Origin of the sequence: Amycolatopsis sp. ATCC 39116, assembly GCF_000231075.2 — a bacterium.
Classification (GTDB): domain Bacteria; phylum Actinomycetota; class Actinomycetes; order Mycobacteriales; family Pseudonocardiaceae; genus Amycolatopsis_E; species Amycolatopsis_E tucumanensis.
The window spans coordinates 54,379-79,304 of record NZ_AFWY03000020.1 but is presented as its reverse complement, the minus strand read 5'-3'; the positions used below and the strand labels follow the sequence as shown (position 1 = coordinate 79,304).

Here is a 24,926-nt window from a genome sequence, read left to right as displayed (position 1 = left end):
TGGTCAAACAGGTGATGCGCTGGTTGGCGGCGGACACCGACCTGTGGACCGACACCACTTGGATCGTCGACTCGACCCCGGTGGAGTGTGGCCGCTCCCTGCCCAGGTACTCATGGCGATCTGCGACCACGAACCCCACCTGCTCGCCGAGGGCCCCGGACTGCTGATCATCGCCGGCAAGGGCTACGTCTCCCGCGAACTCGACCACTACCTCACCGAGCGCGGCGTCCGGCTGATCCGCCAGCTCATCGAATCGGTCAACGACACCCTCAAAGGCCAACTGAACCTGGAACAGCACGGCGGACGCACCATCGAAGGCGTCGGCATCCGCATCGCCCAACGCCTCCTGGCCCTCACCGCCGCCATCTGGCACCACCGCGCCACCGGCCAACCCACCACCCGCTCCCTGACCGCCTACGACCACTGACCGAGTTACGCATCGCTCGTCTAGGCGTCGATGAGACCGATCCGCACCGTGCCGTCGGGGTCCACGGCCCAGCCCGAGTTGTGCGCGATCTCCCAGATGAGGCCGATCGGGTCGCGGAAGTGGCCGTGGTAGCCGCCGAACGCGGCCCGCTGGCCGGGTTTCAGGATCTCCGCACCGGCCCGCTCCGCGGCCTCCAGGCAGCGGTCCACCGCGTCCGGGCCGGGCAGGTTGTGGGACAGCGTCAGCCCGGCCGGGCCGGTGACGTCGGTGGTGTTGAGGTCCTCGGCGAACTTCACTGCGTCGAACAGGCCGAGCGCGACCCCGTGGGCGACCTGGAAGAACAGGATCTCGCCGGGCACGTCCAGCAGGGGCTTCCAGCCGAGCCCGTCCACGTAGAACGCCCTCGCGGCGTCGAGGTCCCGGGTGGACACCGTGATGATCTGCAGGCTTTGTTCCATACTCGGAGCATGGCAGCCGAGCCCGGGGAGGGCTTGAACGAAACGGACACCTACCGCGAACGGGTGGGTTCCGGTGTCGTGCGCTGCTGGTGGGCGCAGCGGGTGCCGGGCGAGTTCGTGCAGCGGGTGGTGCCGGACGCGGCGGCGGACGTGATCGTCGCGTCGACCGGCGCGGCCTACCTGGTGGGGCCCACGCTGGCGCCCGCGCTGCACCTGCTGCCGCCCGGCGCGGAGCTGCGCGGGCTGCGGCTGCGCACCGAGGCGACCGCGGCGGTGCTGGGCCTGCCGGGCGACGAGGTGCGGGACGCGGTGGTGCCGTTGAGCGCGGTGCTGCCGGACGCGGCCGCCCGCACGGTCGCGGAATCGGTGTGGCGCGGTGTTTTCCCGTCGGAGCTGCGGCCTCGGCCGGGTGATCCGCGGGTGCGGCACGCGGTGAGCCGGATCTGGCGGGGCGCGCCGCTGGACGCGGTGGCGGACGAGGTTTCGCTGACGGGCCGCCAGTTGCGTCGGCTGTTCACCGAGCAGGTCGGCCTCGGGCCCAAGGCGCTGCAGCGGATCGTGCGGTTCCAGCGTTTCCTGCGCAGCGCGGACGCCGTGCGCCCGTCGTCGCTGGCCGACTCCGCGGCGGCCGCCGGGTACGCCGACCAGGCCCACCTGACGCGCGAGACGCGTGACCTGGCCGGGGTCACGCCCGCGGTGCTGGTCCGGGAACGACACGGCCTGGCCGCGCCGGACGCCGCGGGCGCGGTGGCCGTCTTCTAACGCGCCGGGAGGAGCCGCGGGTCGGTGGCGCCGTCCAGCCAGGCCCGCAGGACGTCGTTGAACAGGACGGGGTCCTCGACGTTCCAGACGTGGTGCATGCCGGGCGCGAGCCGGACCTGGGCCTGTGGCGCGATCCGCGCCAGCGTCGCCAAGGAGCGCCGCACCACCGGGTCTTCCTTCTCGCCCGCGACGGCCAGCAGCGGTCCCGTGTAGCGGCCGAGTTCCACCGGCACGCCGCCCGCGTACACGTCGGCGAACATCGCGGACGCGGTCTCGCGGCGCACCGACAACCCGTGCGCCACATAGCGTTCCCGGGCGTCGGCAGGCAGCCCGAAGCTCGTGGCCAGCGCCCGCCAGAACCACGGCGCCCGCCAGAACACCAGTTGCAGCCGGGCGATCAGGCGCACCGCGGCGCCGGGCCGCGCGAGCGGCGCCCCGGTCAGGAACGCCGAGCGGACGCGGCCGGGATGCCGGGCCAGCACCCGCACCGCCGTCACCGCGCCCAGCGAGAGCCCGACCAGGTCGAAGGGGCCGTCCACGCCACACGCGCGCACCCGGTCCACCACGTCGTCGGCCACCGCGTCCAGCCCCGGCCAGTCCTCGTGGACCCGCTCGCCGAAACCGGGCAGGTCCGGCGTGAGCACGGTCCGGTCGGTCAGGGCGGGCACCTGCGGCTCCCACATCCAGTTCGCCGCGTTGCCGCCGTGCAGCATCACCAGCGGCGGGTGCGCCGCGGCCGTCCGCGCGTGGTGCACTTCGGGGAAGCCGGTCACGCGAACTCCTCCTCGACCTCATCCAGCCAGGCGAGTTCGGCGCGCAGGTGCGCGAGGCCGTTGTCCAGCGTGGCCAGGCGGAGCCGGGCGGCGCGGTCGGGCGCGGCGGCCTCGGACCGCATGCCCTCGAACCGCTCCAGCCGCGCCTGCACCTCGTCCCGGCGCCGGGCGAGCAGCGACCGGAGGCCGTCGTCGTCGAGGCCGTCGCCGAAGAACACGCGCGCCAGGAACGGATCCCGCTCGACGTGGCGCTCCGGCTCGCCGGCGAGCCATTCGGCGAGAGCCGCCCGGCCCGCCGCGGTGATGCGGTGCTCCTGCCGGTCCGGCGCCCGTTCCCCGGGCACCTTCTCGACCTCGGCGTGGCCGTCGGCGACGAGCCGGGCCAGCGTCCGGTAGATCTGCGCCCGGTCGGCCGACCAGAAGTGCCCGACGGTCGAGTCGAAGTGGCGTTTGAGGTCGTAACCGGTCATGGGCGCGATGGCGAGCAGGCCCAGGATGATGCGGGAGAGAACCACGCACCTAGCAGACAACTCACCTATTCGACTTGTCAAACTAGGGCGTGTCTGGCAAAGGTGCTGGCTGGTTGCTGGAATGGTGGACTTGCTGCCGGTGCGGACCGGTAAACCGGGGCGGCCGTTCTCCGACGCCCGGCGATGGCGGAGGGAATCATTTACCGCTACCGGTGCGGGATCGCGTGGCGGAATGTGCCTGCGGTGTTCGGGCGCCTGGCAAACAACCTGGACCTGGCACCGCCGCCTGGCCGCCCAGGGCGTCTGGGATGCGGTGCTGGCCCGGCCGCTGGCCACCCGCGGACGCGGCCGGGCAAGATCGACTGGGCGATCTCGGTGGATTCCACGATCGCCCGCGCCCACCAGCGCGCCACCACCATCACCCGCCACGCAGGGGGCTGGATCGAACTACACGAAACCCGGGATCGAGCCGCCCGACCACCAAGATCCACCGGCTGGCCGACGGCCACGGCCGCGCCTTGGTCACCCTGCTCACCGCCCGGTCGGCCGGGGACTCGCCGATGTTCGAACCGCTCATGGCCCACCTGCAGGTCCCCCGGCTGGGCGGCGGCCGACCCCCGCACCAGACCCGATCTCGTGCGCGGCGACAAGGCCTACTCCTCCCGCGCCATTCGCCAACACCTGCGCCGCCGCGGAATTCGCGCGATCATCCCCGAACCCGCCGACCAGATCGGGCGCCGCAAACGCCGCGGTTCTCGCGGCTGACGCCCACCCACCTTCAGCGCCCACGACTACCGCGGCCGCAACGTCATCGAACGCTTCGACGAACTCGCCACCCGCTACCGCGCCGCCTAGGTGTGCTCGGAGATCAGCACCGCGCGGGTGCCCGGCTCCAGGGCCTGGAAGATGTGCTCCACGTCGCCCGGGTAGGCGATGTAGTCGCCGGGGGCGAGTTCCACCGGCTCGTCGGTCAGGCCCACCAGGGCGCGGCCCGCGCTGAGCACTACATGCTCGACCACGCCGGGCATGTGCGGGTCCGAGCGGCGCGGCGGGCCCGGCTCGGCGGCGATGCGGAAGATGTCGCGGCGCGCGTTCGGTGGACAGGATGCCACGAGCGTTGCCACGTAGTCCGAGCGCTCCGAGTAGAACGTCGGCCCCTCGTCGGCGCGGATGACCTGCACCTGCGGCCGCACCGGTTCGACCAGTCGCGCGAACGGCACGTCGAGCACCACGCTGAGCGCCCACAACGTTTCCACGCTCGGGTTGCCGCTACCGGATTCCAGCTGGGACAACGTCGACTTGGCGATACCCGCCCGCTTGGCGACCTCGCTGAGGGACAGCCCGGTGCGGGCGCGTTCCCGTCGCAGGGAAGCCGCGATGACGTCCAGTGGTGCGCCGCGCTCAGCCATGCGTGTTCGCTCCAGAAGTCCGGTTGTTCGCCTTGACGAACGCTTTGTCGGTGTTCAGCATGGAAGGTGATGCGTACGATATACCGAACACTCGACCGTCGCCTGCTGCGTGACGTCGCCCTGGTGGCGCTGGCCGACGGGGTCGTCGGCGTCTCCTACGGCGCCATCAGCACCGGGTCCGGCTTCGGCGCCTGGCTGCCGGTGGTGATGTCGTTGCTGGTGTTCGCCGGCGCGGCCCAGTTCCTGTTCGTCGGGCTGGTGGCCGCGGGCGGCAGCCCGTTCGCGGCCGCGGTCGCCGGGCTGCTGGTCAACAGCAGGCACCTGCCGTTCGGCATGGCGGTCAGCGAGGTGCTCGGCCGCCGCGGGCGCATCCTGGGCAGCCACCTGATGACGGACGAGAACGTGGCGTTCGCGCTGGCACAGGAGGACGCCGCGCGTCGTCGCACCGCCTACTGGGCCTGCGGGATCGCCATCTTCGTGGCCTGGAACCTTGGCGTGGTCGCGGGCGCCTTCGCGGGCACGGTCATCGGCGACACCGACGCGTTCGGGCTGGACGCCGCTTTCCCGGCCGTGCTGCTCGCGCTGGTGCTGCCGTCGCTGAAGGACCGCGGCACCCGGCACGCGGCGCTGGCCGGCGCGGTGGTCGCGCTCGCGGCCACCCCGTTCCTGCCCGCGGGCCTGCCGGTGCTGCTCGCGCTGGCCGGGGTGCTGGTCCTGGTGGTGCGGCGATGACCCTGCTGATCGCGATCGCGGTGCTCGCCGCCGGCACTTTCGCGTTCCGGTTCGCCGGGCCGTTGCTGCAGTCGAGGATCCAGCTCTCGCCCAGGGTGCAGAACCTGATGGCGGTCTCGGCGACGGTCCTGCTGGTCGCCGTGGTGGCGACGAGCGCACTCGCGGAGGGCCACGGTTTCGCCGGGTTCGCCCGCCCGATCGGGGTTGCCGTCGGCGGCGTGCTCGCCTGGCGGAAGGCGCCGTTCCTGGTGGTGGTCGTCGTCGCCGCGGCGGTCACCGCGCTGCTGCGGCTGGCCGGCGTGCCCTAGCCCTGCCAGGGACGCACGGAACCCCAGCCCCACACCGGCATCGGCTCGTCGACGGCGGGGCGCGCGCCGGGACGCGAGAAGAACACCGCCAGCCGGGTGCCCCACTCCAGGTAGGCGACGAACGCCGAGCGGAACTCCGGGTCCGACGGCAGGCCCACCTCGTCCGCGGTCTCCAGCAGCAGGTCGACCCAGCGGCGGCGCTGCTCTTCGGTGATCGCCTTGCCGAGGTGCTTCGACACCATGTGGCGGTGACCGCCGCGGCGCGTGCTGTAGTCCTTCGGACCGCCGAACACCTCGCCGACCCACTGCGCGACGTGCTGCGCGTGCTCGGCGTCCATGCCGGCGAACAGCGGCGCGAGCAGGTCTTCCGCAGGCACTTTCCGGTAGAAGGCGGTGAACAGCTTCTCGAACGCCTCGGCGCCGCCCGCCCACTCGTACAGGCTCGGCAGCGGACTGCCGATGTCGACGGGTTCGTAGTGGCGCATTTCCTCGATGGCGTCGACGAAACCGCGGACCTCGGCGAAGAAGGGCGGGAAGTGCGGGCCCTTCCGGAAGCCGGTCAGGTGCGCGTCGGCGGAGGTCCAGGTCAGCCGGACGACGTAGCACTGCGGTTCGTCCACGCAGCGGGTCATCTCGAAGTCGTGGCACTCGGGAGCGGCGGCCAGGTGCGCGGACGCGCGCCGGTAGGCGTCCTCGAATTCCGCGCCCTGCCCGGCGGGAATCCGGTACCGGATGTATTCGGTGAGCATCGGTCAAGTCGAGCACCTGTGCGGTGGCCCGGCAAGTACGTACTTTGTGGTGCGTGGACACGACTCGCACGCGCTACCACTGCCCGGTCGAACTCGCCGTCGACGTCATCGGCGGCAAGTGGGCCGTGGTGGTGCTGGCGTACCTGAAGGAGCGCGACCACCGATACGGCGAGCTGCGCAGGCGGATGCCGGGGATCAGCGAGAAGGTGCTGACGACGCGGTTGCGGGAACTGGAGGCGGCCGGGCTGGTGGAGAGGTTCGTGCACGACGGCGGGGTCCGTTCGGTCACCTACCGGCTCTCCGCGGAGGGCGCCGAGCTGGCTCCGGCGCTGCAGATCCTGCACGACTGGGGACAGCGCCGGGCCGAACGGGAGGGGGTGCGCATCGAACCGGCCGGGTAGCGGCGGTTCCGGTCAACCGTGCAGCCGGTTGGCCTCCGCGCGGATCGCTTCCGACAGCGCCGCCGTGGGGCCGCGTGGTGTGGTCGAGCGGGTGGTCAGCAGGAACTGCACCTCGCCCGGGTCGGGCAGTCCGTGGCCGGCCGGCAGCTCCACCAGCCCGGCCGGGATCAGGCTCCGCGCGAACACCACGACACCGAGACCGGCGAGCGCCGCGGCGCGGAGGCCGTTCAGGCTGCCGCTCGTGCAGACGATGCGCCACGGCTTTCCGTTGTCCTGCAACGACTCCAGCGCTCTGGCGCGGGTGATGCTCGGCGGCGGGTACGCGATCAGCGGCACCGGCGCGCCGGGCTCCAGCTCGAACCCCTCGCGCCCCACCCACACCAGCGGGTCCGTCCACAACGGACTTCCGGCCTCGTCGCCCGCGCGGCGCTTGCCCAGCACCAGGTCCAGCTCGCCCGCGCGCAGCTTTTCGTAGAGCACACCGGACAGATCCACCGTCAGTTCGAGGTCGACCAGCGGGTGCAGCCGCCGGAATTCGCGCAGGATCTCCGGCAGCGGCCCGACCACGAAGTCCTCCGAGGCGCCGAACCGCACCCGCCCGCGCAACTCCGGCCCGGCGAAGTAGGCCAGCGCCCGCTCGATGTCCTCCAGGATCGTCCCGGCGAACCCGATCATCGCCTCACCGTCCGGCGTCAGCGACACCGAATGGGTGTCGCGCAGCAGGAGTTGCTGTGAGGTCGCCTCTTCGAGCTTGCGCACGTGCTGGCTCACCGTCGACTGCCGCAGCCCGAGCCGCTGCCCGGCGCGCGTGAAGCTGTGCGTCTCGGCCACCGTCAGGAACGTCCGCAGCCACACGGGATCGAGCACACCGGCCTCCATCGCGAATCGCGATAGCAGTTATGCCCTTCATCATACTTCACAATCGGCCCGGTCCGGCGGACCATCGAGAGCGTGAAAAGCCCCGCCGCGCTCCTCGCCAAGCTCCGCATCGACCCGTTCATCATCGGCATCCTCGCCGCGGTCGGAGTCGCCTGCCTGGTGCCGGCGCGCGGCCAGGGCGCGGAGATCGCCTCCTGGGTCACCTCGATCGGCGTCGGCGCGCTGTTCTTCCTCTACGGCGCGCGCCTGTCCACCGCCGAGGCCGTGGCCGGCTTCAAGCACTGGCGGCTGCACCTGGTGATCCTGGCCACGACGTTCGTGCTGTTCCCGTTGCTCGGCCTGACCACCAAGCTGCTCGTGCCGTCCGTGCTGACCCCCGCGCTGGCCGCCGGCGTGATCTTCCTGTGCACGCTGCCCTCGACGGTCAACTCCTCGATCGCGTTCACCTCGATCGCCAAGGGCAACGTGGCCGCCGCCATCTGCGCCGCGTCGTTCTCCAGCCTGCTGGGCATCGTCATCACCCCGCTGCTGGTCGGCCTGCTGCTGCACAGCACCGGCAACGGCTTCTCGCTCGACGCGGTCACCTCGATCGTGCTGCAGCTGCTCGTGCCGTTCGTCGCCGGGCAGATCGCGCGGCGCTGGATCGGCGGGTTCATCACGCGCCACAAGAAGGTTCTCGGCCGCGCCGACCGCACCGTCATCCTGATGGTCGTCTACGCGGCGTTCAGCGAGGGCGTCGTGGCCGGGATCTGGCACCAGCTGACGCCGCTCGCGCTCGGCGGGCTGGTGGTCGTCAACCTCGCGTTGTTCTACATCGTGTTCTGGACCCTCAAGGTGGTCACGCCGAAGCTGGGCTTCGGCCGTGCGGACCGCGTGGCGATCATCTTCGCCGGGTCGAAGAAGAGCCTCGCCAGCGGACTGCCGATGGCCGCGGTCCTGTTCCCGGCGCAGACGGTCGGCCTGATCGTGCTGCCGCTGATGCTGTTCCACCAGGCCCAGCTCATGATCTGCGCGGTGCTCGCCAGGCGGTGGGGCGCCAAGGCGGGCGCGGACCAACCCGCTGCGGCCGCGGTGCGTTAGCCCTTCCCAGGTGGCGGACCTCATTTCCCACCTTTCGGACACCGGTTACCATTGCCCGCATGACGTCGGTGATCGAGCGCCTGCGAGGGGAGTCCCCGGCGTTCTCCATTGAGTTCTTCCCGCCGCGCGACGCGGCCGACGAAGCCGTGCTGTGGCGGTCGATCCGCGAGCTGGAACCGCTGGACCCCGCCTACATGTCGATCACCTACGGCGCGGGCGGGTCGAGCCGGGACGGCACCATCCGCAGCATCGCGCGGGTGGCGACCGAGACCACGCTGGTGCCGATGGCGCACCTGACCGCGGTGGACCACTCCGTCGCGGAGCTGCGCAACGTCATCGGCTGGTACGCCGCCGTCGGCGTGCGCAACATCCTCGCGCTGCGCGGCGACCCGCCGGGCGACCCGTACGGCGAGTGGGTGCCACACCCGCAGGGCCTGAGCTACGCCGAGGAGCTGGTCGCGCTCGTCCGCTCGCTGGGCGACTTCTGCGTCGGCGTCTCCGCGTTCCCCTACGGCCACCCGCGCTCGCTCGACCTGGACACCGACACGAAGTACCTGGTGCGCAAGTTCCGCGCGGGCGCCGACTTCGGCATCGCCCAGCTGTTCTTCGAGGCCGAGGACTTCCTGCGGCTGCGCGACCGGGTCGCCGCCGCGGGTTGCGACGCGCTGGTCATCCCCGGCGTGATGCCGCTGACCACGCCGCGCACCCTGCACACCACGATCCGGCTGTCCGGCGCGCCCGCGCCGCAGCGGCTGCTGGACCGCCTCGAACCGCTGGCCGGCGACCCGAAGGCGTTCCGCGCCGAGGGCCTGGACGTGGTCACCGAGCTGTGCGAGCGGCTCATCGCCGAAGGCGTGCCGGACCTGCACTTCTACACCTTCAACCGGTCCAAGGCGACCCGCGAGGTGGTCCACCGGCTCGGCCTGGTGCCCGCTCGCGCGTAAACCCGGTTGCCGCGCCAGGTAGGTTGCATCCATGGGCGTGCACCAGATCTGTGACCAGTTCGTCGAGGACTTCGCCGCCGCGCACCCCGTCGCGGCGACCGAGATGGGCATCCCGGGCTACGACGACCAGCTCACCGACTACTCGCCGGAGGGCTACGCCGCCCGCGCCGCGCTGGCGCGGCGGGCGCTGGAGGCCGTCACCGCCGCCGAGCCCGCCGACGCCGGGGAGCGCGCGGCCAAGGCCGTGTTCACCGAGCGGATCGGGCTGGACCTGGAGATCCACGACGCCGGCCTGGACGTCGCGTCGCTGAACGTCATCGCGAGCCCGGTGCAGGACCTGCGCATGGTGTTCGACCTCATGCCCACCGACACGCCCGAGCAGTGGGCGACCATCGCCAAGCGCCTGGCGAAGGTCCCGGACGCGGTCGACGGCATCCGCGCCTCCCTGCTCGCCGCCGTCGAAGCCGGCAACGCGCCCGCGCTGCGCCAGGTCACCAAGGTCGCCGAGCAGGCCGAGACGTGGGCCGGGCTGTCCGGGGAGACCGGCTTCTTCCAGAACATGATCGCCGGCGCGCCCGACGGTGCGCCGCGCGCGGACCTCGACCGCGGTGCCCGCGCCGCCCAGGAGGCCTACGCCGAGCTCGCCGGGTTCCTGCGGGCCGAACTGGCGCCGAAGGCCCGCGCGAAGGACGCCGTCGGCGAGGACGCCTACCGGCTCTGGTCGCGGTACTTCATCGGCGCGAAGCTCGACCCGCGCGAGTCCTACGAGTGGGGCTGGGCCGAGTTCCTGCGGCTGGAAGCCGAGATGAAGGCCGTCGCCGAGCGCATCGCGCCGGGCGGCACGCTCGCCGACGCCGCCGCGGCGCTGGACGCGAACCCGCGCTACCAGGTGCGGGGCCGGGACGCGTTCCAGCGGTGGATGCAGGAACTGTCCGACACCGCGCTGGCCGACCTGCGCGGCAAGCACTTCGACATCCCGGACCCGCTGATGGCCCTGGACTGCCGCATCGCCCCGCCCGGCGGCGGCGCCGGCGCGTACTACACGGGCCCGAACGAGGACTTCACCCGTCCCGGCACCATGTGGTGGTCGCTGCCGCCGGGCCGCGACGAGTTCACCACCTGGCGCGAGGTCAGCACCGTCTACCACGAGGGCGTGCCGGGTCACCACCTGCAGATCGCCACCGCCGTGCACGAGCAGTCGCTCAACCGGTTCCAGCGGCTGCTGGCGTTCACGTCCGGGCACGGCGAGGGCTGGGCGCTCTACGCCGAGCGGCTGATGCAGGACCTCGGCTACCTCGCCGACGACGGCGACCTGCTCGGCATGCTGTCCGAGCAGCTGTTCCGCGCCGCGCGGGTGATCGTCGACTTCGGCATGCACCTGGAGCTGGAGATCCCGTCCGGCACCGGCTTCCACGAGGGCGAGCGGTGGACGCCCGACCTCGGCCTGGAGTTCATGCTGACCCGCACGATCACCGACGAGCCGCTGGTGCGCGACGAGATCAACCGCTACCTCGGCTGGCCCGGCCAGGCCCCGGCGTACAAGCTGGGGGAGCGCCTGTGGATCGAGGCGCGTGAGGACGCGCGCAAGCGCCAGGGCGACGCGTTCGACCTCAAGGACTTCCACACGAAGGCCCTCCGCCTGGGCGGCATGGGCCTCGACACCCTCCGCGAACAGCTCGCCGAACTCGACTAGGGGAGTTTCAACCATGGCTTGCGTGGCGGTGCGGGTAGCGGCCCCTCCCGCCAGCCCACCACCACCCTCAACGGGCGCGCTCCGCGCGACTGGCTCGATTCCAGGCGGCCCCTGGCTGTGGGATCGCCTCCTCATGAATGCCGATTCACCACGTCGGCGCTGTCCTCGCCAGGAACCACCTCAGAACCCGCGGCGGTGCCGGCTGACGGCCCCACCGCAAGCGGCTCCGCCGCTTAGGAACAACGACTGAAGGACATCGTGATGCACCGGGTCTTCCTCGTCACCCCGCCGCCCCCGGCCTAGCGGGGCGGTCGCTTCTCGCCGCACTTCTGCGGCGCCACAAGGCATCACGGGTTTCGTGATGCCGCATCGCCCCGCGTCCACGGCATTGTCCACATCAGACGCAGGAGCGAATTTCCCATGTCCGTTTCCGTCGAGGCGCCCGCGCGCGCCCGATCGTCGTTGACCCTGCTCGTCGCCGGGGTGCTGTGGGGCACCGGTGGGCTGTCCGGGTCGCTGCTCGCCACCCGCGGTGGTCTCTCCGCGATTTCCGTTGCCACATACCGGTTGCTGCTCGGCGGCGCCGCGCTCGTGGTCTTCCTGTGGCTCTCCCGCGGCCTCCGCGGGATGGTCTGGACCAAGCCGGTGGTTCGCCGGATCGCCCTGGCCGGCGGCCTCCTCGGCTCGTTCCAGGCGGCGTACTTCGCGGCGGTCACGCTGACCTCGGTCGGCACCGCGACGATGGTCACCATCGGCAGCGTGCCGGTCTTCGTCACCGCCGCCACGGCCGTCCGCGCCCGCCGCCTGCCCGGCCCGCTGACCCTGCTCTCGGTCGCGCTCGGGCTGGCCGGGCTCGCGCTGCTGTCCGCCACCCCCGGCCAGGGCGGCTGGCGGCTGCTCGGCGGCGTGGCGTTCGCACTGGCCGCCGGCGCCGGCTTCAGCGTGCTGACGCTGGCGCTGCGCCGTCCCGTCGAAGGCCTGGACTACCAGCGCACCACCGCGTTCGGGCTGCTCACCGGCGGGCTCCTGCTGCTGCCAGCCGGGCTGGTCCTCGGCATGGCGCTGCCGCTGCGGCTGGACGTCCTCGCGGTCGCGCTGTACTTCGGCGTCGTGCCGACCGGCCTGGGGTACGTGCTGTACTTCCGCGTCCTCGGCGCCGCGCGGCCCGTCGTGGCGGCGCTCGCGACCCTGCTGGAACCCCTCACCGCGGCGATCCTGTCCGCCGTCGTCCTGCACGAGGACCTCGGCGTCCAGGGCTGGTGCGGCGCCGCACTGCTCGGCGCCGGACTGCTGGTGGGCTACCTGCGGTCCTGAGGCTCCAGCGGCAGGGTGCGGCCGAGGATGGCGAACGGGCGTGGATCACCGGCGAAGTGGTAGTCGCGCAGCGCGTCGACGAAACCCAGGCGCCGGTACAGCTTCCACGCCCGGCTCGGCCCCTCCGGCGTGGACAGCAGGACGTGCCGGTTGGGCACGCCGTCGAGCAGGCGGCGCATCAGGTCCTCGCCGATCCCGCGGGCCTGGCTCGCCGGGCGGACGTGGATCTCGGTCAGCTCGAAGTAGTCGGCCAGCCACTGCTGGGCGAGCTGCTCGCCGCCCGCGGAGGTCAGCCCGCGCCGCACCTGCTCGTGCCACCACTGGCCGGGCGCGCCCCGGTAGCCGTAGGCGATGCCGAGCATCGTGCCCTCGGCGTCGAACGCGGCGATGCAGCGCCAGCCCTCGCGCAGGGCGTGCGTGAGCCACATCGGGGCGCGCTGCTCGGCCGTGCCCGGCGGGTAGCGCATCGCCTCGACGTAGATGGCGAGCGCTTCCCGCAGCCGGGTGCGGAAGTCGTCGGCGGACAGCTGGGTGTAGTGCAGGGACGTGGTCATGACGCGACGTCCGCGGGCTGTCCGCCGGTGACGGCGACGAGGTCGGCGAAGGTGGTCGGGAAGACCGACTTGGCGTGCCCGGCCGCCGCCCACACCGTGTCGTAGGCCTGCAGCGCGGTGTCGACGAGGGTGAGCACCGGGGCCGGGTGCCCGACCGGGGCGACGCCGCCGATGGCCTGCCCGGTGTGCTCGCGCACGAACGCCGGGTCGGCCTTCTCCACCGACTCGGCGCCGACCAGCGCGGCGAGGGTGTCCGTGTTGGCCCGGTGGGCGCCCGAGGTCAGCGACAGCAGCGGGACGGTGCGGTCGGCGAACACCGCGCGGAAGACGAGGCTGTTGGCGATCGCGCCGGTCTCGACGCCGAGGGCCTCGGCGGCCTGCGCGGCCGTGCGCACCTCGGCCGGCAGGATGCGGATGCCGGCAGCGGCGTCGTGCTTGCCCGCCTCGGCGAGCGCGGCAGCGACCTTGGCCACCGCCGGATGGTCCAGGCTGCTCATACCGATATGAGATCACGGGCCGCGGCCGGTGGCGACGCGTATCCCCGCCCAGTCGTCCGGAGCGGCCCGGGAGTTCCCGGCCGTGGGACTTTTCACGCCCGCCCGTCGAGCGTGTTTTTCCTTGTCCGCCAACGATATCGTGAGCCGATCCGTGCGAAAGGTGGCCCCGCATGTTCTCCTCCCCGGCATGGCTCGGCTGGTCGCTGGCCGGCCTGTTCACGGTGCTCGCGGTCTTCTCCCTGATCCAGGTCCTCGCCCCGGCGGCCCGGTCGTGGGCGGCGTGCTGCGACGGGGTGACCGGCGACCGCGAGTCCGCGCTCGCGCACTCGGTGATGGCCGTGGCGATGGCGCTGATGTTCGTGCCGTGGGGCAACTCCGTCCCGGCAATCGCCTGGAACGTCGTGTTCGTGGCGATGGCCGCCTGGTTCGCGGCCACGCTGTTCCGCGCCGCGCCCGGCCTGCCGCGGTGGCGCTCCGCGGCGACGCACCACTTGCTGGGCGCGGTGGCGATGCTCGCGATGGTCAGCGCCATGGGCGGCGCGCCTGCCGCGAGCGGTGACCACGGCGGCCACTCCAGCGCGTCCGCCGGGTTCCTGCTGCCCGCCGTGATGGCCGGTCTGGTCGTGTACTTCGCTGCCGACACCGCCTTGTCCGGCTGGCGCGCGGTGCGGGGCGGGCCCGGCGGTCGTGGCACGGGCGCCGCGCGGGCCGTGATGGGCGCCGGCATGGCCGCGATGCTCGTGCCGATGCTCTGAACGGGTTGAGTCTCCCCTAGCTGGAGGCTTTAGCGTCGCGCCCATGACGATCACGGTTCTGGACACCTACCCCGCCATGCGGCGGATCCTGCGCGCCCCGCGGGAGGAGCGGGCCGCGCTGCTCGAAGCGATGCTGCGGCCCGCCGCCGGCATGTACCGCTACTTCCCCGGCGAGGTGGACCTCGTCGCGATGCACCGCATGGGCTCGGGTTTCCCGCTCGACCGCGACGAGGACAAGTGCCTGGAGGCGCTGGAGGCGCTGCACGACGCGGATGCGTGGGGCCGGATCGAGCGCGCGCTGCGCGAAGCCGTCGCCGTGCAGCTGGAGGCCACCCCGGAGCTCGCGGTGCCCGACATCACCGTCCTGATCGTCCTCGGCGACCCCGGTGACGAGCACTTCATGGGCACGAGCCTGGGCATGACGGCCAACGGCAGCGTGTCCGGCTACCTGTTCCTCAACTTCTGGCCGTTCCCGGAGAACCTGGCGCGGCTGGAGGCGACCGCGGTCCACGAGCTGAACCACAACCTCCGCTACTCCAGCGGCGGCGTGGTCTGGGACCCGGCGACGGTCACGGTGGGGGAGCAGGTGGTGTCCGAGGGCCTGGCGGACGCGTTCGCCCGCCAGTTGTACGGCGACGAGCTCGGCTACGCCCGCGTCGGCGTGCCGCACCTGCACGACGACGCGGTGTTCGCCAAGGTCGTCTCCGGCTTGGAGGTGACCGGCATGCAGAACTTCACCGCGTGGGTGCACGGCGACGCGCACGCGATCCGGTACGGCGCCACGCCGGTCGGACTGCTCACCGGCGCCGGTTACGCCGTGGGCAACCGGCTGGTCGACGCGTACCTGGCCGCGACGGGGCGCACCGCGGCGCAGGCGCTGCTGGTGGACAGCCGGGAGGTCATCGACACCGCCCTCAGCTCGATGAACGCCGCCCCCGGACGATGACCGCGGCGACGGCGGCGACCACGACCACGGCGAGGACGATCCACGCCCAGGCCGGGAAGCCGCCGTCGTCCGATGGCTCGGCCGCCTGCGGGGTGGCCGGGCTCTCCGTGGCGGTGAACGAGTGCGTGACCGCAGTCGGCGATGGCGTGGAGGCGGGCGCCGTGAGCGAGAAGTTGATCCGGCCGCTGATCGGGTCGCCGTCGGCCGCGACGATCGACCAGGTGAGCACGTAGGCCCCGGCGGGACCGGACGGCTGGACCGGCGCGGTGAGGGTCCGCTCGGTCACCGTCGCCGGGCCGACCTGCCACTGCGCGCCGTCCGGGCCGGTGATCCGGATCGGGTCGGCCGGGAGCGTGAACGCGCCGCCGAACTTGAGGCTCACCTGCCGCGGCGCGGTGGACAGCGCCGCGCCTTCGGCCGGGTCGCTGCTCTGCAGCGTGGTGTGGGCCGATGCGGCGGGCGCGGCGGCCAGCAGCGCCGTGCCGGCCAGTGCGAGCGCGACGGACAGACGCCGGACGAGCATGGGCGCACCTTCCTGGGGGAGTCGGGTGTGGGAGGCCCGTGATCCACGTCGTCCGCGAACGCGGGAAAGTTCCCGCGGCATTGAACCACTTTCCCGCGCGTTGTGCGGGGGGTGTGTGACACCGGGCAGGTGGGCTGGGCGGCGGACCGGCCCGGCGTGACGTCGTGCAGGTCGCCGGGTCCCCGGGGCGAGTTCCGCGGAATTTCCGTTCTGACCCGATCGTGTGATCGAACGCGCTGGAGTGCGGCACACCACGTCATTCGAGGACTTGAACGAACAGGTGTTCGAAGCTACGCTGGAACTCGCTCGAACAAGAGTTCGACATCCGGTGAGCGCTCGCCGGTCAGGCCACCCGGTGCCGGAACGGGGGAAGCGTTTCGGCACCGGGGGCCGCCACCAGCACGTTGTTCCGAGGGAGGGGCAATGTCCATTGCCATCGCATCCCACGCCGAGGAGAGGCAGCCGGCGCTGCCGCTACCGGTCCGTCCTCCGGCGGCACCCGCCGCCACGGCCCTGCTCGCCGACGCCCGGCGGGGCCTCGCCGAGGCCCGGCACGCCGCCCAGCCGGCGCCCAGGTTCATCGCGGCGTACCTGGCCGCGCTCCGCGCGGGCGCCGCGGTGCTCGCGGCGAGCGGCCGTCCGCACCGCGGCCGGGCCCGCCCGGCCAGCGTCTGGGTGCTGCTCGAGACGGCGGCGCCCGAACTGACCGACTGGACGGCGTACTTCGCCGCGCACTCGGCGGCCCGCGCCGCCGCGCAGGCGGGCAACACTCGCCGGATCACCCCCGAACGGGCCGACGAGCTGCTGCGCCAGTCCGCGTTGTTCGTCGAGCTGGCCCGCGACCTCGTCCACGGGCGGACGCCCGTGACTCCGAGCCGGGTGCGGCAGTGCGACGCGCCGCCGACCCTGAGGAAGGCGTCCCGAAGGCGATGACCGGGCAAGCACTCGTCGACCACGGCCGCCTGCTGGACGTGCTGGGCGCCGAGGTCGACCGGCTCACCGCGACGGCGCGGGAGGCGGCGCCGGACACGCCGGTCCCCACCACACCCGGTCTCACGATCGGGGAGGTGGTCCGGCACGTCGGCGGCGTCTACCGCGTCGCCACGGGTTGGATGACCGAGGGCAGGCGCCCCTCGGACTGGCAGCGGGACCCAGCGGACGGCCAGAGCGGTGAGGAGTACCTGCGGGAGGGGTTCGCGGCGCTGTACCGTGAGCTGACCTCGCACGACCCCGCCGAGCACGCGGCCAGTTGGTGGCCTGCCGACCGCACCTACGGGTTCTGGTGCCGCCGCATGGCGCACGAGACCACGGTGCACCGGATCGACCTCCAGAACGCCGCGAACCGGATCGTCACCGAGGTCGACGAAGACGTGGCGATCGACGGCATCGACGAGATCCTGGCGCTGTGGTTCGGGCAGCGGCTGCCGATGCTCGGACTGTCCGGCACGTTCACCGGATCGGTCGGGATCCGCACCGGTGGCCACGACTGGATCGCCCGCGCGGGGCCCGGTGAGACGGTCGCCTGGCGCTGTTCGGCCGCCGACACCGACCGGGCGAACGGACTGGTCACCGGTCCGCCGATGGCGGTCTACCAGTGGCTGTGGGGCAGGCTCGGGCACGGGTCGGTCACCTGGGAGCGGAGCGACGATTCGATCGGGCAGTTCTGGGCGCTGCTGCGCCTGGCGACGAAGTGAAAATTCCAGGACGTGGGGAAGCGTTGCTGGATATCGTCCCGGGCATGGCGACACGACTGGACAGCCTCGTGATCGACGCGAACCGGCCCCGGGAGCTGGCGGAGTTCTGGGCGCAGCTGCTCGGCTGGACGATCACCTTCGCCGACGACGAGGAGATCGACGTCGAGGCGCCCGGGGACGACGGCCTCCTGCTGGTCTTCGGCACCGTGCCGGAGGCCAAGGACCCGGCCGTGAAGAACCGGGTGCACCTCGACCTCGCCAGCACGTCGCCGTCGGACCAGGCGGCCAAGGTGGACCGGGCCCTGGCCCTCGGCGCGCGCAAGCGCGACATCGGCCAGGGCGCGGTCCCCTGGGAGGTGCTCGCCGACCCGGAGGGCAACGAATTCTGCGTGCTCGAACCGCGGCCCGGCTACACCACGACGGAGGCCATCGCGGCGGTCGTCGTGGACGCCCGCGATCCCTTGGCGCTGGCCGGTTTCTGGGCCGAGGCCGCGGGGTGGCGGATCGGCAACCAGGAGCCGGTGATCGTCGGGCTGCGCGCGCCGACCGGGCGCGGGCCGTGGCTGGAGTTCCTGCGCAGCGACGAGGCGAAGGCCGGCAAGAACCGGCTGCACCTGGACGTCGCGCCGTTCGCGGACGGCGACACCGCGGCCGAGGCGGACCGGTTGTGCGGGCTCGGCGCGCGGCGGATCGACATCGGTCAGGGCGACGTCCCGTGGGACGTGCTGGCCGATCCGGAGGGCAACGAGTTCTGCGTGCTGTCGCCACGCTGAGTGTTTCGGCGCCGTTGCGGCGGCGGCCGGAGCCTGACACGGGCGAAACACACGCGTCCACGCTCGGCAACAACCGTGGGCGATCGTTATGGGATGTTGATTCGCACGCGAAGAGCGGTGCCGCAGCCGGTCGTCGAGGACGAGGTCTCGTCGGCCGTCTGGCGGGTCCGCATCCGGATGGACGACCACCCCGGCATGCTGGCGCGCATCGCGATCCGGATGGCCGACCTGGAGTGCAACATCCTGGGGCTGAACGTGCTCCCGGTGCCGGGCGGGGTGCTCGACGAGGTGGTGATCCGGCCCGCGACCGGGCTCACCAAGGAGCAGCTCGTCGCGGCGATCCAGGCCGAGGGGTGCGAGTGCTCGTGCATCACCGACGCCGACGTGCGCGAGCTGGTGGACGCCTCCGCCGCGACGCTCACCGCGGCCGCGCGGGCGGTCGACGACCCGTCGCGCCGGGCCGAGGTGCTGCGTGAGGTGCTGACCGCGGATCTCGTCACGGTCGTGCCGCTGGCCGAGGCCAACCCGGCGCGTGTCGAGGGCGGCCACCGGGTGGTGTTCGCGGTGGACGGGGAGACCGCGCTGGTGGCCCGGCGGCGGTGGGCCCCGTTCGTGCAGCTGGAACTGACCCGCGCGGAGGCGCTGCTGGGACTGCTGGACGGCGCGCGGCGCAACGTGTCCAGCCCGCTGGCCCTGACCTGCGCCGACGGCGCGGCGGTCGTGCTGCGCGAAGGCAAGCCGGCCGACGCCGAGGCGGTGTCCGCGATGCACGCGCGGTGCTCGATGACCACGCTCTTCGCGCGCTACCACACGGGAATGCGCACCATGCCGCGCCGCTGGCTGCACCGGCTGCTGGTGCCGCCGCGGGGGATGAGCCTGCTCGCGGTGTGCGGGCGCGAGGTGATCGGCGTCGGGCAGCTCATCCCCGGCCCGACGGGCGAGATCGCCGAGGTGTCGCTGCTCGTCGAGGACGGCTGGCAGCGCAACGGCGTGGGCACCGCGCTGATGGGCCGCCTGGCGGAGATCGCCGCGGCGCGCGGCTGCCGCAGGCTGGTGGCGGTGTCACTGCCCGGGCGGGACGGCATCTACCGGACCGCGCGGCGGGCGGGACTGGCGCCGGAGCCGCCGGAGGAGGAGGGGCTGATGCGGATCGATCTGGAGGCCGCGGGTGCTCGCGTGCTGAGCGAGCTGTAGCCCGCGGCGACGGTCGCCGCAGTAATGGCTTCCGCGCGCTGTCGGCGCGGAAGCCGCGGGCGCGCCGCGAGATCGCTTTCCCACAACGCGCTGGGTCGCCCAAGAGCGCCGCGCGGGGCGGCTCGGGGCCGCGCTCGTCGCGGCCCTCACGACGCCCGGGGAGTGCCCGCCGAGGCGGTCGTGTCGTTGGCGGAGCTTCGCAGCCTTCCGGCGATGCCCAGCGCAGCGCCCACCGCGGCTCGCGGGCCACGCTCACCGGGCTCGCGGCCGCCTCTGCGCGGAGGTCAGCGGTTCCAGAACCAGTCCTTGTCACGCGCCTGCTTGAGCGCCTGCCGCTTCCGGTCCTTCTCCAGCCGGTCGAGGTAGAGCACGCCGTCGAGGTGGTCGGTCTCGTGCTGGAGGCACTGCGCCAGCACGTCCTCGCCCTCCACGGTGACCGGCTCGTTCCGCAGGTCGACGCCACGCACCACCGCGCGCTTCGCCCGGCGGGTCGGGAACCACAGCTCCGGCACGGACAGGCAGCCCTCGTTGATCTCGTGCGTCTCCTCGGACAGCTCGACGATCTCCGGGTTGATCACGTACCCGAACAGGTTGTCCACCTCGTAGCTGAACACCCGCAGGCTCACCCCGATCTGCGGCGCCGCCAGCCCCGCCCGCCCGTCCGGCCGCACGCTGTCCAGCAGGTCGGTCACCAGCTGCTCGAGCTTCTTGTCGAACGTGGTCACGGGATCGCAGACCGTCTTGAGCACCGGGTCGCCGAAGTACCGCAGCTCCCGCAACGCCATCAGGGTTGTCCTCTCACTCGTTCGGGTCACGAAAAGTAAATCGTGCTCGCCCGGAGTGAGCCAACGGAGGGTGACGTGATCTCAAGCTCGTAGCCGGAGCCCCTTCGGGGTGGCGCGGAAGCCCGCGTCCCGGAGGACGTCGGCCAGCGCGGAGGTCAGGGCCTGCTCGCCGTCCGCCCGCTGGACCGCCAGCTGCCCCAGCCAGCCCTCGCGGACGGCGCGGGACAGGGCGTGCGCGGCCGCCTTGAGCGTCGGCTCGTCCTCGGTGAACGACAGCAGCGACCGGCCGCCCCGTTCGACGTACAGCGCGGGCACGCCGTTGACCAGCACCACCAGCGCGCCTGCTTTGCGTGCCGGGCGGTGTTTGGTGTCGCCGAGCGCCGCGGGCCACGACAGCGCCGCACCGTACGGCTGGGCCGGGTCCGTCGCCGCCAGCACGACGGCGTCGGTCATCGCGTCCGGCCGCCGCGTGCCGCTCGGATCGGACATCGCCCGCAGCCGGTCGACCGCGCCACGCGCCGCGAACTGCGCCGCGCCCAGGCCCTCCACGACGTAGCCGCGGATCACCTGGCCCGAGTCCTCCATCGCACGCAGCACCTTGTAGATCCCGGAAAACCCGCCGGTGACCCGCTCGGTCTCCAGCGCGCCCCGCGTCAGCACCCCGTGCCGCTCCAGGAACGCCTCCGTCCGCGCGTGCGTGCGCCGCGTCGGGTCGGACTCGCGGATCGGCGTGAGCGCCCACCGCCCGGCCACCGTCGGCGGCCCGGTGCGCGACGGCATCGCAGGCCGCCCCGCGCGCATCCGCCCGTACCGGCTGTGTGGCGTCGCCTGGCGGGGTTTGTGCGCCGCGCCCTTGCCCGACACCAACGCCCGCAGGGGCGAGAGCGTGTCGCCGGTGACCGTGCCCGCCCACACCAGGTCCCACAGCGCGCCCACCACGTCGGCGTCGTTCGGCGCGCTGTCCAGCAGCGGCGTCACCCGGTCGACGAGCTGGCGGAAGAACAACGCGCCGCCGTCCAGCGCGGCGAGGATCGCCTCGTGCAGCGGGCTGGTTGACGCCTCCTCGTCGGCCTCCGGCAGCAGCAGGTCGGCGACGTCGGCGGGCGCCAGCGACACCCACCCATCGCCACCGGCCAGCGCCCCGGCGCCGCACCACACCACCTCGCCCGCGGTCATCAGCTCGTCCATCAGCGCCGGGTAGTACCCGGGCAGGCGGCTCGGCAGGATCAGCGACTCCAGCGCGCTCGCCGGCAGCGGCGCCCCCGCCAGCTGCTCGACCACCGACAGCACGTCGTCGACGCTCGGCGCCGCCCGCATCCGCGCCCCGATGCCGTGCCAGGACGGCAGGAACCGGCCCAGCGCCGCGGGTTCCACGGGCTCGACCTCGGCCCGCAGCCGCGCCAGCGACGCCCGCCGCAACCGCCGCAGCACCGCCGCGTCGCAGTACTCGGTGCCCGCGCCGTGCGTTTCCGGATGTCCGACCGGCCGCAGCTCGCCGCGCACCAGGCGGCCTTCGGCGGTGAGCCGGTCGAGCACACCCGTCACCACCGCGGGCCCCAGCCCGAACCGCTCCGCGGCCTGGTGCGCGGAGAACGGCCCGCGGGACCGCGCGTACCGGGCCAGCAGATCGCCGAGCGGATCGGCGACCGGTTCGGTGAACGCCTCCGGCACCCCGATCGGCAGCGCCACGCCCAGCGCGTCCCGCACCCGGCCCGCGTCCTCGATCGACAGGTTGCGGTCCACGCCCGCGATGCGCACCCGGATGACCCGCCGCTGCGCGACCAGCTCGTCCAGCCACTCCCGCCGGACGCCGCGCGCCGCGGCCTCCTCGTCGGACAGATCACCCAGGAACCGCAACAGGTCCGCGGTCTCCTCGGCGTTGCGCGCGTGCCGGTCCGGCTCCAGCCGCTGCAACGAGCGCTCGACCTCGTCGACCACTTCGGCGTCGAGCAGCTCCCGGATCGCCTCGGTGCCCAGCAGCTCGGCCAGCAGCGTCGAGTCCAGCGACAGCGCCGCCGCCCGCCGCTCGGCCAGCGGCGCGTCCGTCTCGTACAGGAACATCCCGACGTAGCCGAACATCAGGCTGCGTGCGAACGGCGACGGCGACGGCGTCTCCACCTCGGCGACCTTCACGCGCCGCGCCCGCACGTCGGCCATCAGCTCACGCAAGCCACCGACGTCGTAGACGTCCTGGAGGCACTCCCGCATCGCCTCCAGCACCACCGGGAACCGCTCGTACTTCGCGGCCACCGACAGCAGTTGCGAGGCCCGCTGGCGTTGCTGCCACAACGGGGTGCGCCGCCGCGGATCGCGCCGGGGCAGCAGCAACGACCGCGCCGCGCACTCCCGGAACCGCGCGGCGAACAGGGCCGAGCCGCCGACCTCGGCGACGATGATCTGCTCGACCTCCTCCGGGTCGATCAGCACGTCGTCGGTGCCGATCGTGACCTCCGCGCCGTCGCTGTCCAGCGCTTCCGGCAGGCGCAGCACGATGCCGTCGTCGGAGTGCATGACCTGGGCGTCCACCCCGCGCTGCTCCCGCAGCCGGGCCGCGATCGCCAGCGCCCACGGCGCGTTGACCTGCGCGCCGAACGGCGAGTGCAGCACCACCCGCCAGTCGCCCAGCTCGTCGCGGAAGCGTTCGAGCAGGATCGTGCGGTCGTTGGGCACGTGCCGCGTCGCCGCCTTCTGCTCGGTCAGGTAGGTCAGGAGGTTGTCACACGCCAGCTCGTCCAGACCCGCCTGACGCGCCCGCTCGCGGGCCTTCTCGTCGTCCGAACTGGACAGTTCGCGGACGAACGCGCCCAGCGCGCGGCCGAGTTCGAGCGGCCGCCCCGGCGCGTCGCCCTTCCAGAACGGCATCCGCGCCGGCTCACCCGGCGCGGGCACCACGATGACCCGGTCGTGCGTGATGTCGGTGATCCGCCACGACGACGTGCCCAGCAGGATCGTGTCGCCCACCCGCGACTCGTAGACCATCTCCTCGTCGAGCTCGCCCACCCGGGAGCCGGGGCTGCCGTCGCCGCCCGGCGTCATCACGGTGAACAGCCCGCGGTCGGGGATCGTGCCGCCGGAGGTGACCGCGAGCCGCTGCGACCCCGGCCGCCCGCGCAGCTCGCCCGACACCCGGTCCCACGTGATGCGCGGGCGCAGCTCGCCGAACTCCTCGCTGGGGTAGCGCCCGGCCAGCATGTCCAGCACCGCCAGCAGCGCGTCGTCCGGCAGCGCGGTGAACGGCGCGGCCCGCCGCACCGTCGCCGCGAGGTCCTCGACCGACCACGGCTCCAGCGCCACCATCGACACGATGTGCTGCGCCAGCACGTCCAGCGGGTTGCGCGGGTAGCGCACCGCCTCGATCGCGCCCGCCGTCATCCGCTCCGACACCACCGCGCAGGACACCAGGTCGCCCCGGAACTTCGGGAACATCACGCCGGTGGACACCGCGCCCACGTGGTGGCCGGCGCGGCCGACGCGCTGCAGCCCGGACGCGACCGTCGGCGGCGCCTCGATCTGCACCACCAGGTCGACCGCGCCCATGTCGATGCCCAGCTCCAGCGACGACGTGGCGACCACGCACGGCAGCAGCCCGGACTTCAGCTCCTCCTCGACCCGGGTGCGCTGCTCGCGCGACATCGAGCCGTGGTGGGCCTTCGCGACCGTCGCCGCCGCGCCCGTGGTGAGCCCGGACTCGCCGATGGCCTCGGCGGGGAACCGCTGGTCGGCGGCCAGTTCCGTCTGCTCGGCGGCCAGCTCGTTGAGCCGCGCCGTCATCCGCTCGGCCAGCCGCCGCGAGTTGGCGAACACGATGGTCGACCGGTGCTGCCGGATCAGCTCCAGCACCCGCTGCTCCACCGACGGCCAGATCGACGGCCTGCGCACCGCGGCCGGCTCGTCCGGCGGGCCGTCGTCCGGCAGCATCGCGTCCAGCCGCTCCAGCGGGCTCGGCGCGGGCGCGTCCAGGTTCGCCATGTCCTCGACCGGGACCTCGACCCGCACCTCGATCGTCTTCGCCGTCTTCGGCTGCACCACCCGCACCGGGCGGCCGCCGGTGAGGAACGAGCCGACCTCGTCGATCGGGCGCACGGTCGCGGACAGCCCGATGCGCTGCGCCGGCTTCGGCAGCAGCACGTCCAGCCGCTCCAGCGACAGCGCCAGGTGCGCGCCGCGCTTGCCGCCGGCCACCGCGTGCACCTCGTCCAGGATCACCGTCTCGACGCCGCGCAGCGACTCGCGCGCCGACGAGGTGAGGATGAGGAACAGCGACTCCGGCGTGGTGACCAGGATGTCCGGCGGGGTCTTGAGGAACGTGCGGCGCTCGGCGGCGGACGTGTCGCCGGTGCGCATGCCCACCGTGATCTCCGGCGGCGTCTGCCCCAGCCGGTGGCTGGCCTGCCGGATGCCCGCCAGCGGCGCCCGCAGGTTGCGCTGCACGTCGACCGCCAGCGCCTTCAGCGGCGAGACGTAGAGCACCCGGCAGCGGCGCTGGGCGTCCGCCGCCGGTGGCCCGGCCGCCAGCCGGTCCAGCGCCCAGAGGAACGCCGCCAGCGTCTTGCCCGAGCCGGTCGGTGCCACGACCAGCGCGTGCTCACCCGCCTGCGCCGCGCGCCACGCACCCGCCTGCGCCTCGGTGGGCGCGGCGAAGGCACCCGCGAACCAGCCGCGGGTGGCGGGCGAGAACAGGTCGAGCACGTCGGTCACGCATCCATCATGACCGGGGGGTACGACAATTTCTCGCGGGTGCCGCACGCGCGGTCCCGGGCAGCGTGGCAGCATCACGTCCTGGCCTGGGTGGATCGTGAGGGGAAG

26 protein-coding genes are annotated in these 24,926 nt (G+C 73.0%); 15 read left to right on the top strand and 11 right to left on the bottom strand.

Going from position 1 to position 24,926, the window contains the following annotated elements:
- Positions 1–112: 112 nt before the first annotated feature.
- Complete coding sequence (locus AMY39116_RS47595; protein ID WP_020419656.1) at positions 113–427, top strand: transposase; 315 nt, start codon at positions 113–115, stop codon at positions 425–427.
- A gap of 20 nt (positions 428–447) precedes the next feature.
- Here the strand turns inward: AMY39116_RS47595 and AMY39116_RS0321270 are convergent, their stop codons facing one another.
- Positions 448–885: a VOC family protein gene (locus AMY39116_RS0321270; RefSeq protein ID WP_020419655.1), complete on the bottom strand. Its 438-nt coding sequence runs from the start codon at positions 883–885 to the stop codon at positions 448–450.
- Between the two features lie 9 nt (positions 886–894).
- Between AMY39116_RS0321270 and AMY39116_RS0321265 the strand changes: the two genes are divergently transcribed.
- The gene (locus AMY39116_RS0321265) at positions 895–1,647 is read left to right on the top strand and encodes a helix-turn-helix domain-containing protein (protein ID WP_020419654.1); all 753 of its coding nucleotides are present in this window, start codon (positions 895–897) and stop codon (positions 1,645–1,647) included.
- Here the strand turns inward: AMY39116_RS0321265 and AMY39116_RS0321260 are convergent.
- From AMY39116_RS0321260 to AMY39116_RS0321250, 3 genes are all read right to left on the bottom strand, one after another.
- A complete protein-coding gene (locus AMY39116_RS0321260; RefSeq protein WP_020419653.1) occupies positions 1,644–2,420 on the bottom strand; it encodes an alpha/beta fold hydrolase in 777 nt (258 codons plus the stop codon). The genes AMY39116_RS0321265 and AMY39116_RS0321260 overlap by 4 nt on opposite strands.
- Positions 2,417–2,935: a PadR family transcriptional regulator gene (locus AMY39116_RS0321255; protein ID WP_020419652.1), complete on the bottom strand. Its 519-nt coding sequence runs from the start codon at positions 2,933–2,935 to the stop codon at positions 2,417–2,419. Before AMY39116_RS0321255 ends, AMY39116_RS0321260 begins: the two co-directional genes overlap by 4 nt.
- Before the next feature lie 806 nt (positions 2,936–3,741).
- The gene (locus AMY39116_RS0321250) at positions 3,742–4,299 is read right to left on the bottom strand and encodes a helix-turn-helix domain-containing protein (protein WP_020419651.1); all 558 of its coding nucleotides are present in this window, start codon (positions 4,297–4,299) and stop codon (positions 3,742–3,744) included.
- Between the two features lie 69 nt (positions 4,300–4,368).
- Between AMY39116_RS0321250 and AMY39116_RS0321245 the strand changes: the two genes are divergently transcribed.
- Positions 4,369–5,031: an AzlC family ABC transporter permease gene (locus AMY39116_RS0321245; protein WP_027936111.1), complete on the top strand. Its 663-nt coding sequence runs from the start codon at positions 4,369–4,371 to the stop codon at positions 5,029–5,031.
- The gene (locus tag AMY39116_RS0321240; protein WP_020419649.1) at positions 5,028–5,339 is read left to right on the top strand and encodes an AzlD domain-containing protein; all 312 of its coding nucleotides are present in this window, start codon (positions 5,028–5,030) and stop codon (positions 5,337–5,339) included. Before AMY39116_RS0321245 ends, AMY39116_RS0321240 begins: the two co-directional genes overlap by 4 nt.
- On the opposite strand, the gene AMY39116_RS0321235 is transcribed toward AMY39116_RS0321240, so the two are convergent.
- On the bottom strand, positions 5,336–6,088 hold the full coding sequence (locus AMY39116_RS0321235; protein ID WP_020419648.1) for a group II truncated hemoglobin: 753 nt from the start codon (positions 6,086–6,088) through the stop codon (positions 5,336–5,338). The two genes, AMY39116_RS0321240 and AMY39116_RS0321235, sit on opposite strands and share 4 nt — an antisense overlap.
- 53 nt (positions 6,089–6,141) lie before the next feature.
- Between AMY39116_RS0321235 and AMY39116_RS0321230 the strand changes: the two genes are divergently transcribed.
- Positions 6,142–6,489, top strand: a complete 348-nt coding sequence (locus AMY39116_RS0321230; protein ID WP_020419647.1) for a helix-turn-helix domain-containing protein — start codon at positions 6,142–6,144, stop codon at positions 6,487–6,489.
- Positions 6,490–6,501: 12 nt separating this feature from the next.
- Here the strand turns inward: AMY39116_RS0321230 and AMY39116_RS0321225 are convergent, their stop codons facing one another.
- A complete protein-coding gene (locus AMY39116_RS0321225; RefSeq protein WP_027936110.1) occupies positions 6,502–7,356 on the bottom strand; it encodes a LysR family transcriptional regulator in 855 nt (284 codons plus the stop codon).
- A gap of 84 nt (positions 7,357–7,440) precedes the next feature.
- Here AMY39116_RS0321225 and AMY39116_RS0321220 point away from each other — a divergent pair, with 84 nt between their 5' ends.
- The 4 genes from AMY39116_RS0321220 to AMY39116_RS0321205 all read left to right on the top strand — a co-directional run bounded on the left by AMY39116_RS0321220 (position 7,441) and on the right by AMY39116_RS0321205 (position 12,399).
- On the top strand, positions 7,441–8,448 hold the full coding sequence (locus AMY39116_RS0321220) for a bile acid:sodium symporter family protein (protein ID WP_020419645.1): 1,008 nt from the start codon (positions 7,441–7,443) through the stop codon (positions 8,446–8,448).
- Positions 8,449–8,507: 59 nt separating this feature from the next.
- Positions 8,508–9,392, top strand: coding sequence for a methylenetetrahydrofolate reductase (locus tag AMY39116_RS0321215; RefSeq protein ID WP_020419644.1), 885 nt, complete (start codon positions 8,508–8,510; stop codon positions 9,390–9,392).
- 31 nt (positions 9,393–9,423) lie between these two features.
- Positions 9,424–11,085: a DUF885 domain-containing protein gene (locus AMY39116_RS0321210; protein ID WP_020419643.1), complete on the top strand. Its 1,662-nt coding sequence runs from the start codon at positions 9,424–9,426 to the stop codon at positions 11,083–11,085.
- Between the two features lie 420 nt (positions 11,086–11,505).
- The gene (locus tag AMY39116_RS0321205) at positions 11,506–12,399 is read left to right on the top strand and encodes a DMT family transporter (RefSeq protein ID WP_020419642.1); all 894 of its coding nucleotides are present in this window, start codon (positions 11,506–11,508) and stop codon (positions 12,397–12,399) included.
- Here the strand turns inward: AMY39116_RS0321205 and AMY39116_RS0321200 are convergent.
- Positions 12,384–12,953: a GNAT family N-acetyltransferase gene (locus tag AMY39116_RS0321200; RefSeq protein ID WP_020419641.1), complete on the bottom strand. Its 570-nt coding sequence runs from the start codon at positions 12,951–12,953 to the stop codon at positions 12,384–12,386. The two genes, AMY39116_RS0321205 and AMY39116_RS0321200, sit on opposite strands and share 16 nt — an antisense overlap.
- On the bottom strand, positions 12,950–13,450 hold the full coding sequence (locus AMY39116_RS0321195) for a YbaK/EbsC family protein (RefSeq protein WP_020419640.1): 501 nt from the start codon (positions 13,448–13,450) through the stop codon (positions 12,950–12,952). The genes AMY39116_RS0321200 and AMY39116_RS0321195 overlap by 4 nt, the downstream gene beginning before the upstream one ends.
- A 170-nt stretch (positions 13,451–13,620) precedes the next feature.
- On the opposite strand from AMY39116_RS0321195, the gene AMY39116_RS0321190 reads away from it, so the two are divergent.
- Positions 13,621–14,205 carry a DUF5134 domain-containing protein gene (locus AMY39116_RS0321190; RefSeq protein ID WP_020419639.1) on the top strand — a complete coding sequence of 195 codons (585 nt, stop codon included), beginning with the start codon at positions 13,621–13,623 and terminating at the stop codon, positions 14,203–14,205.
- A 43-nt stretch (positions 14,206–14,248) separates the two neighbouring features.
- Positions 14,249–15,151, top strand: a complete 903-nt coding sequence (locus AMY39116_RS0321185; RefSeq protein ID WP_020419638.1) for a DUF2268 domain-containing protein — start codon at positions 14,249–14,251, stop codon at positions 15,149–15,151.
- Here the strand turns inward: AMY39116_RS0321185 and AMY39116_RS0321180 are convergent.
- A complete protein-coding gene (locus AMY39116_RS0321180; protein WP_020419637.1) occupies positions 15,120–15,674 on the bottom strand; it encodes a copper resistance CopC family protein in 555 nt (184 codons plus the stop codon). The two genes, AMY39116_RS0321185 and AMY39116_RS0321180, sit on opposite strands and share 32 nt — an antisense overlap.
- A gap of 423 nt (positions 15,675–16,097) precedes the next feature.
- On the opposite strand from AMY39116_RS0321180, the gene AMY39116_RS0321175 reads away from it, so the two are divergent.
- From AMY39116_RS0321175 to AMY39116_RS0321160, 4 genes are all read left to right on the top strand, one after another.
- Entirely contained in the window at positions 16,098–16,607 is a 510-nt protein-coding gene (locus AMY39116_RS0321175; RefSeq protein WP_020419636.1) for an SAV_6107 family HEPN domain-containing protein, read from the top strand.
- Complete coding sequence (locus AMY39116_RS0321170; protein ID WP_020419635.1) at positions 16,604–17,368, top strand: maleylpyruvate isomerase family mycothiol-dependent enzyme; 765 nt, start codon at positions 16,604–16,606, stop codon at positions 17,366–17,368. The genes AMY39116_RS0321175 and AMY39116_RS0321170 overlap by 4 nt, the downstream gene beginning before the upstream one ends.
- A gap of 44 nt (positions 17,369–17,412) precedes the next feature.
- A complete protein-coding gene (locus AMY39116_RS0321165; protein WP_020419634.1) occupies positions 17,413–18,141 on the top strand; it encodes a VOC family protein in 729 nt (242 codons plus the stop codon).
- Positions 18,142–18,258: 117 nt separating this feature from the next.
- The gene (locus AMY39116_RS0321160) at positions 18,259–19,335 is read left to right on the top strand and encodes a GNAT family N-acetyltransferase (protein ID WP_020419633.1); all 1,077 of its coding nucleotides are present in this window, start codon (positions 18,259–18,261) and stop codon (positions 19,333–19,335) included.
- 284 nt (positions 19,336–19,619) lie between these two features.
- On the opposite strand, the gene def is transcribed toward AMY39116_RS0321160, so the two are convergent.
- Both def and AMY39116_RS0321150 read right to left on the bottom strand, forming a co-directional pair.
- On the bottom strand, positions 19,620–20,120 hold the full coding sequence (gene def / locus AMY39116_RS0321155; RefSeq protein ID WP_020419632.1) for a peptide deformylase: 501 nt from the start codon (positions 20,118–20,120) through the stop codon (positions 19,620–19,622).
- Positions 20,121–20,201: 81 nt separating this feature from the next.
- On the bottom strand, positions 20,202–24,818 hold the full coding sequence (locus AMY39116_RS0321150; RefSeq protein WP_020419631.1) for an ATP-dependent helicase: 4,617 nt from the start codon (positions 24,816–24,818) through the stop codon (positions 20,202–20,204).
- Between the last annotated feature and the right edge of the window lie 108 nt (positions 24,819–24,926).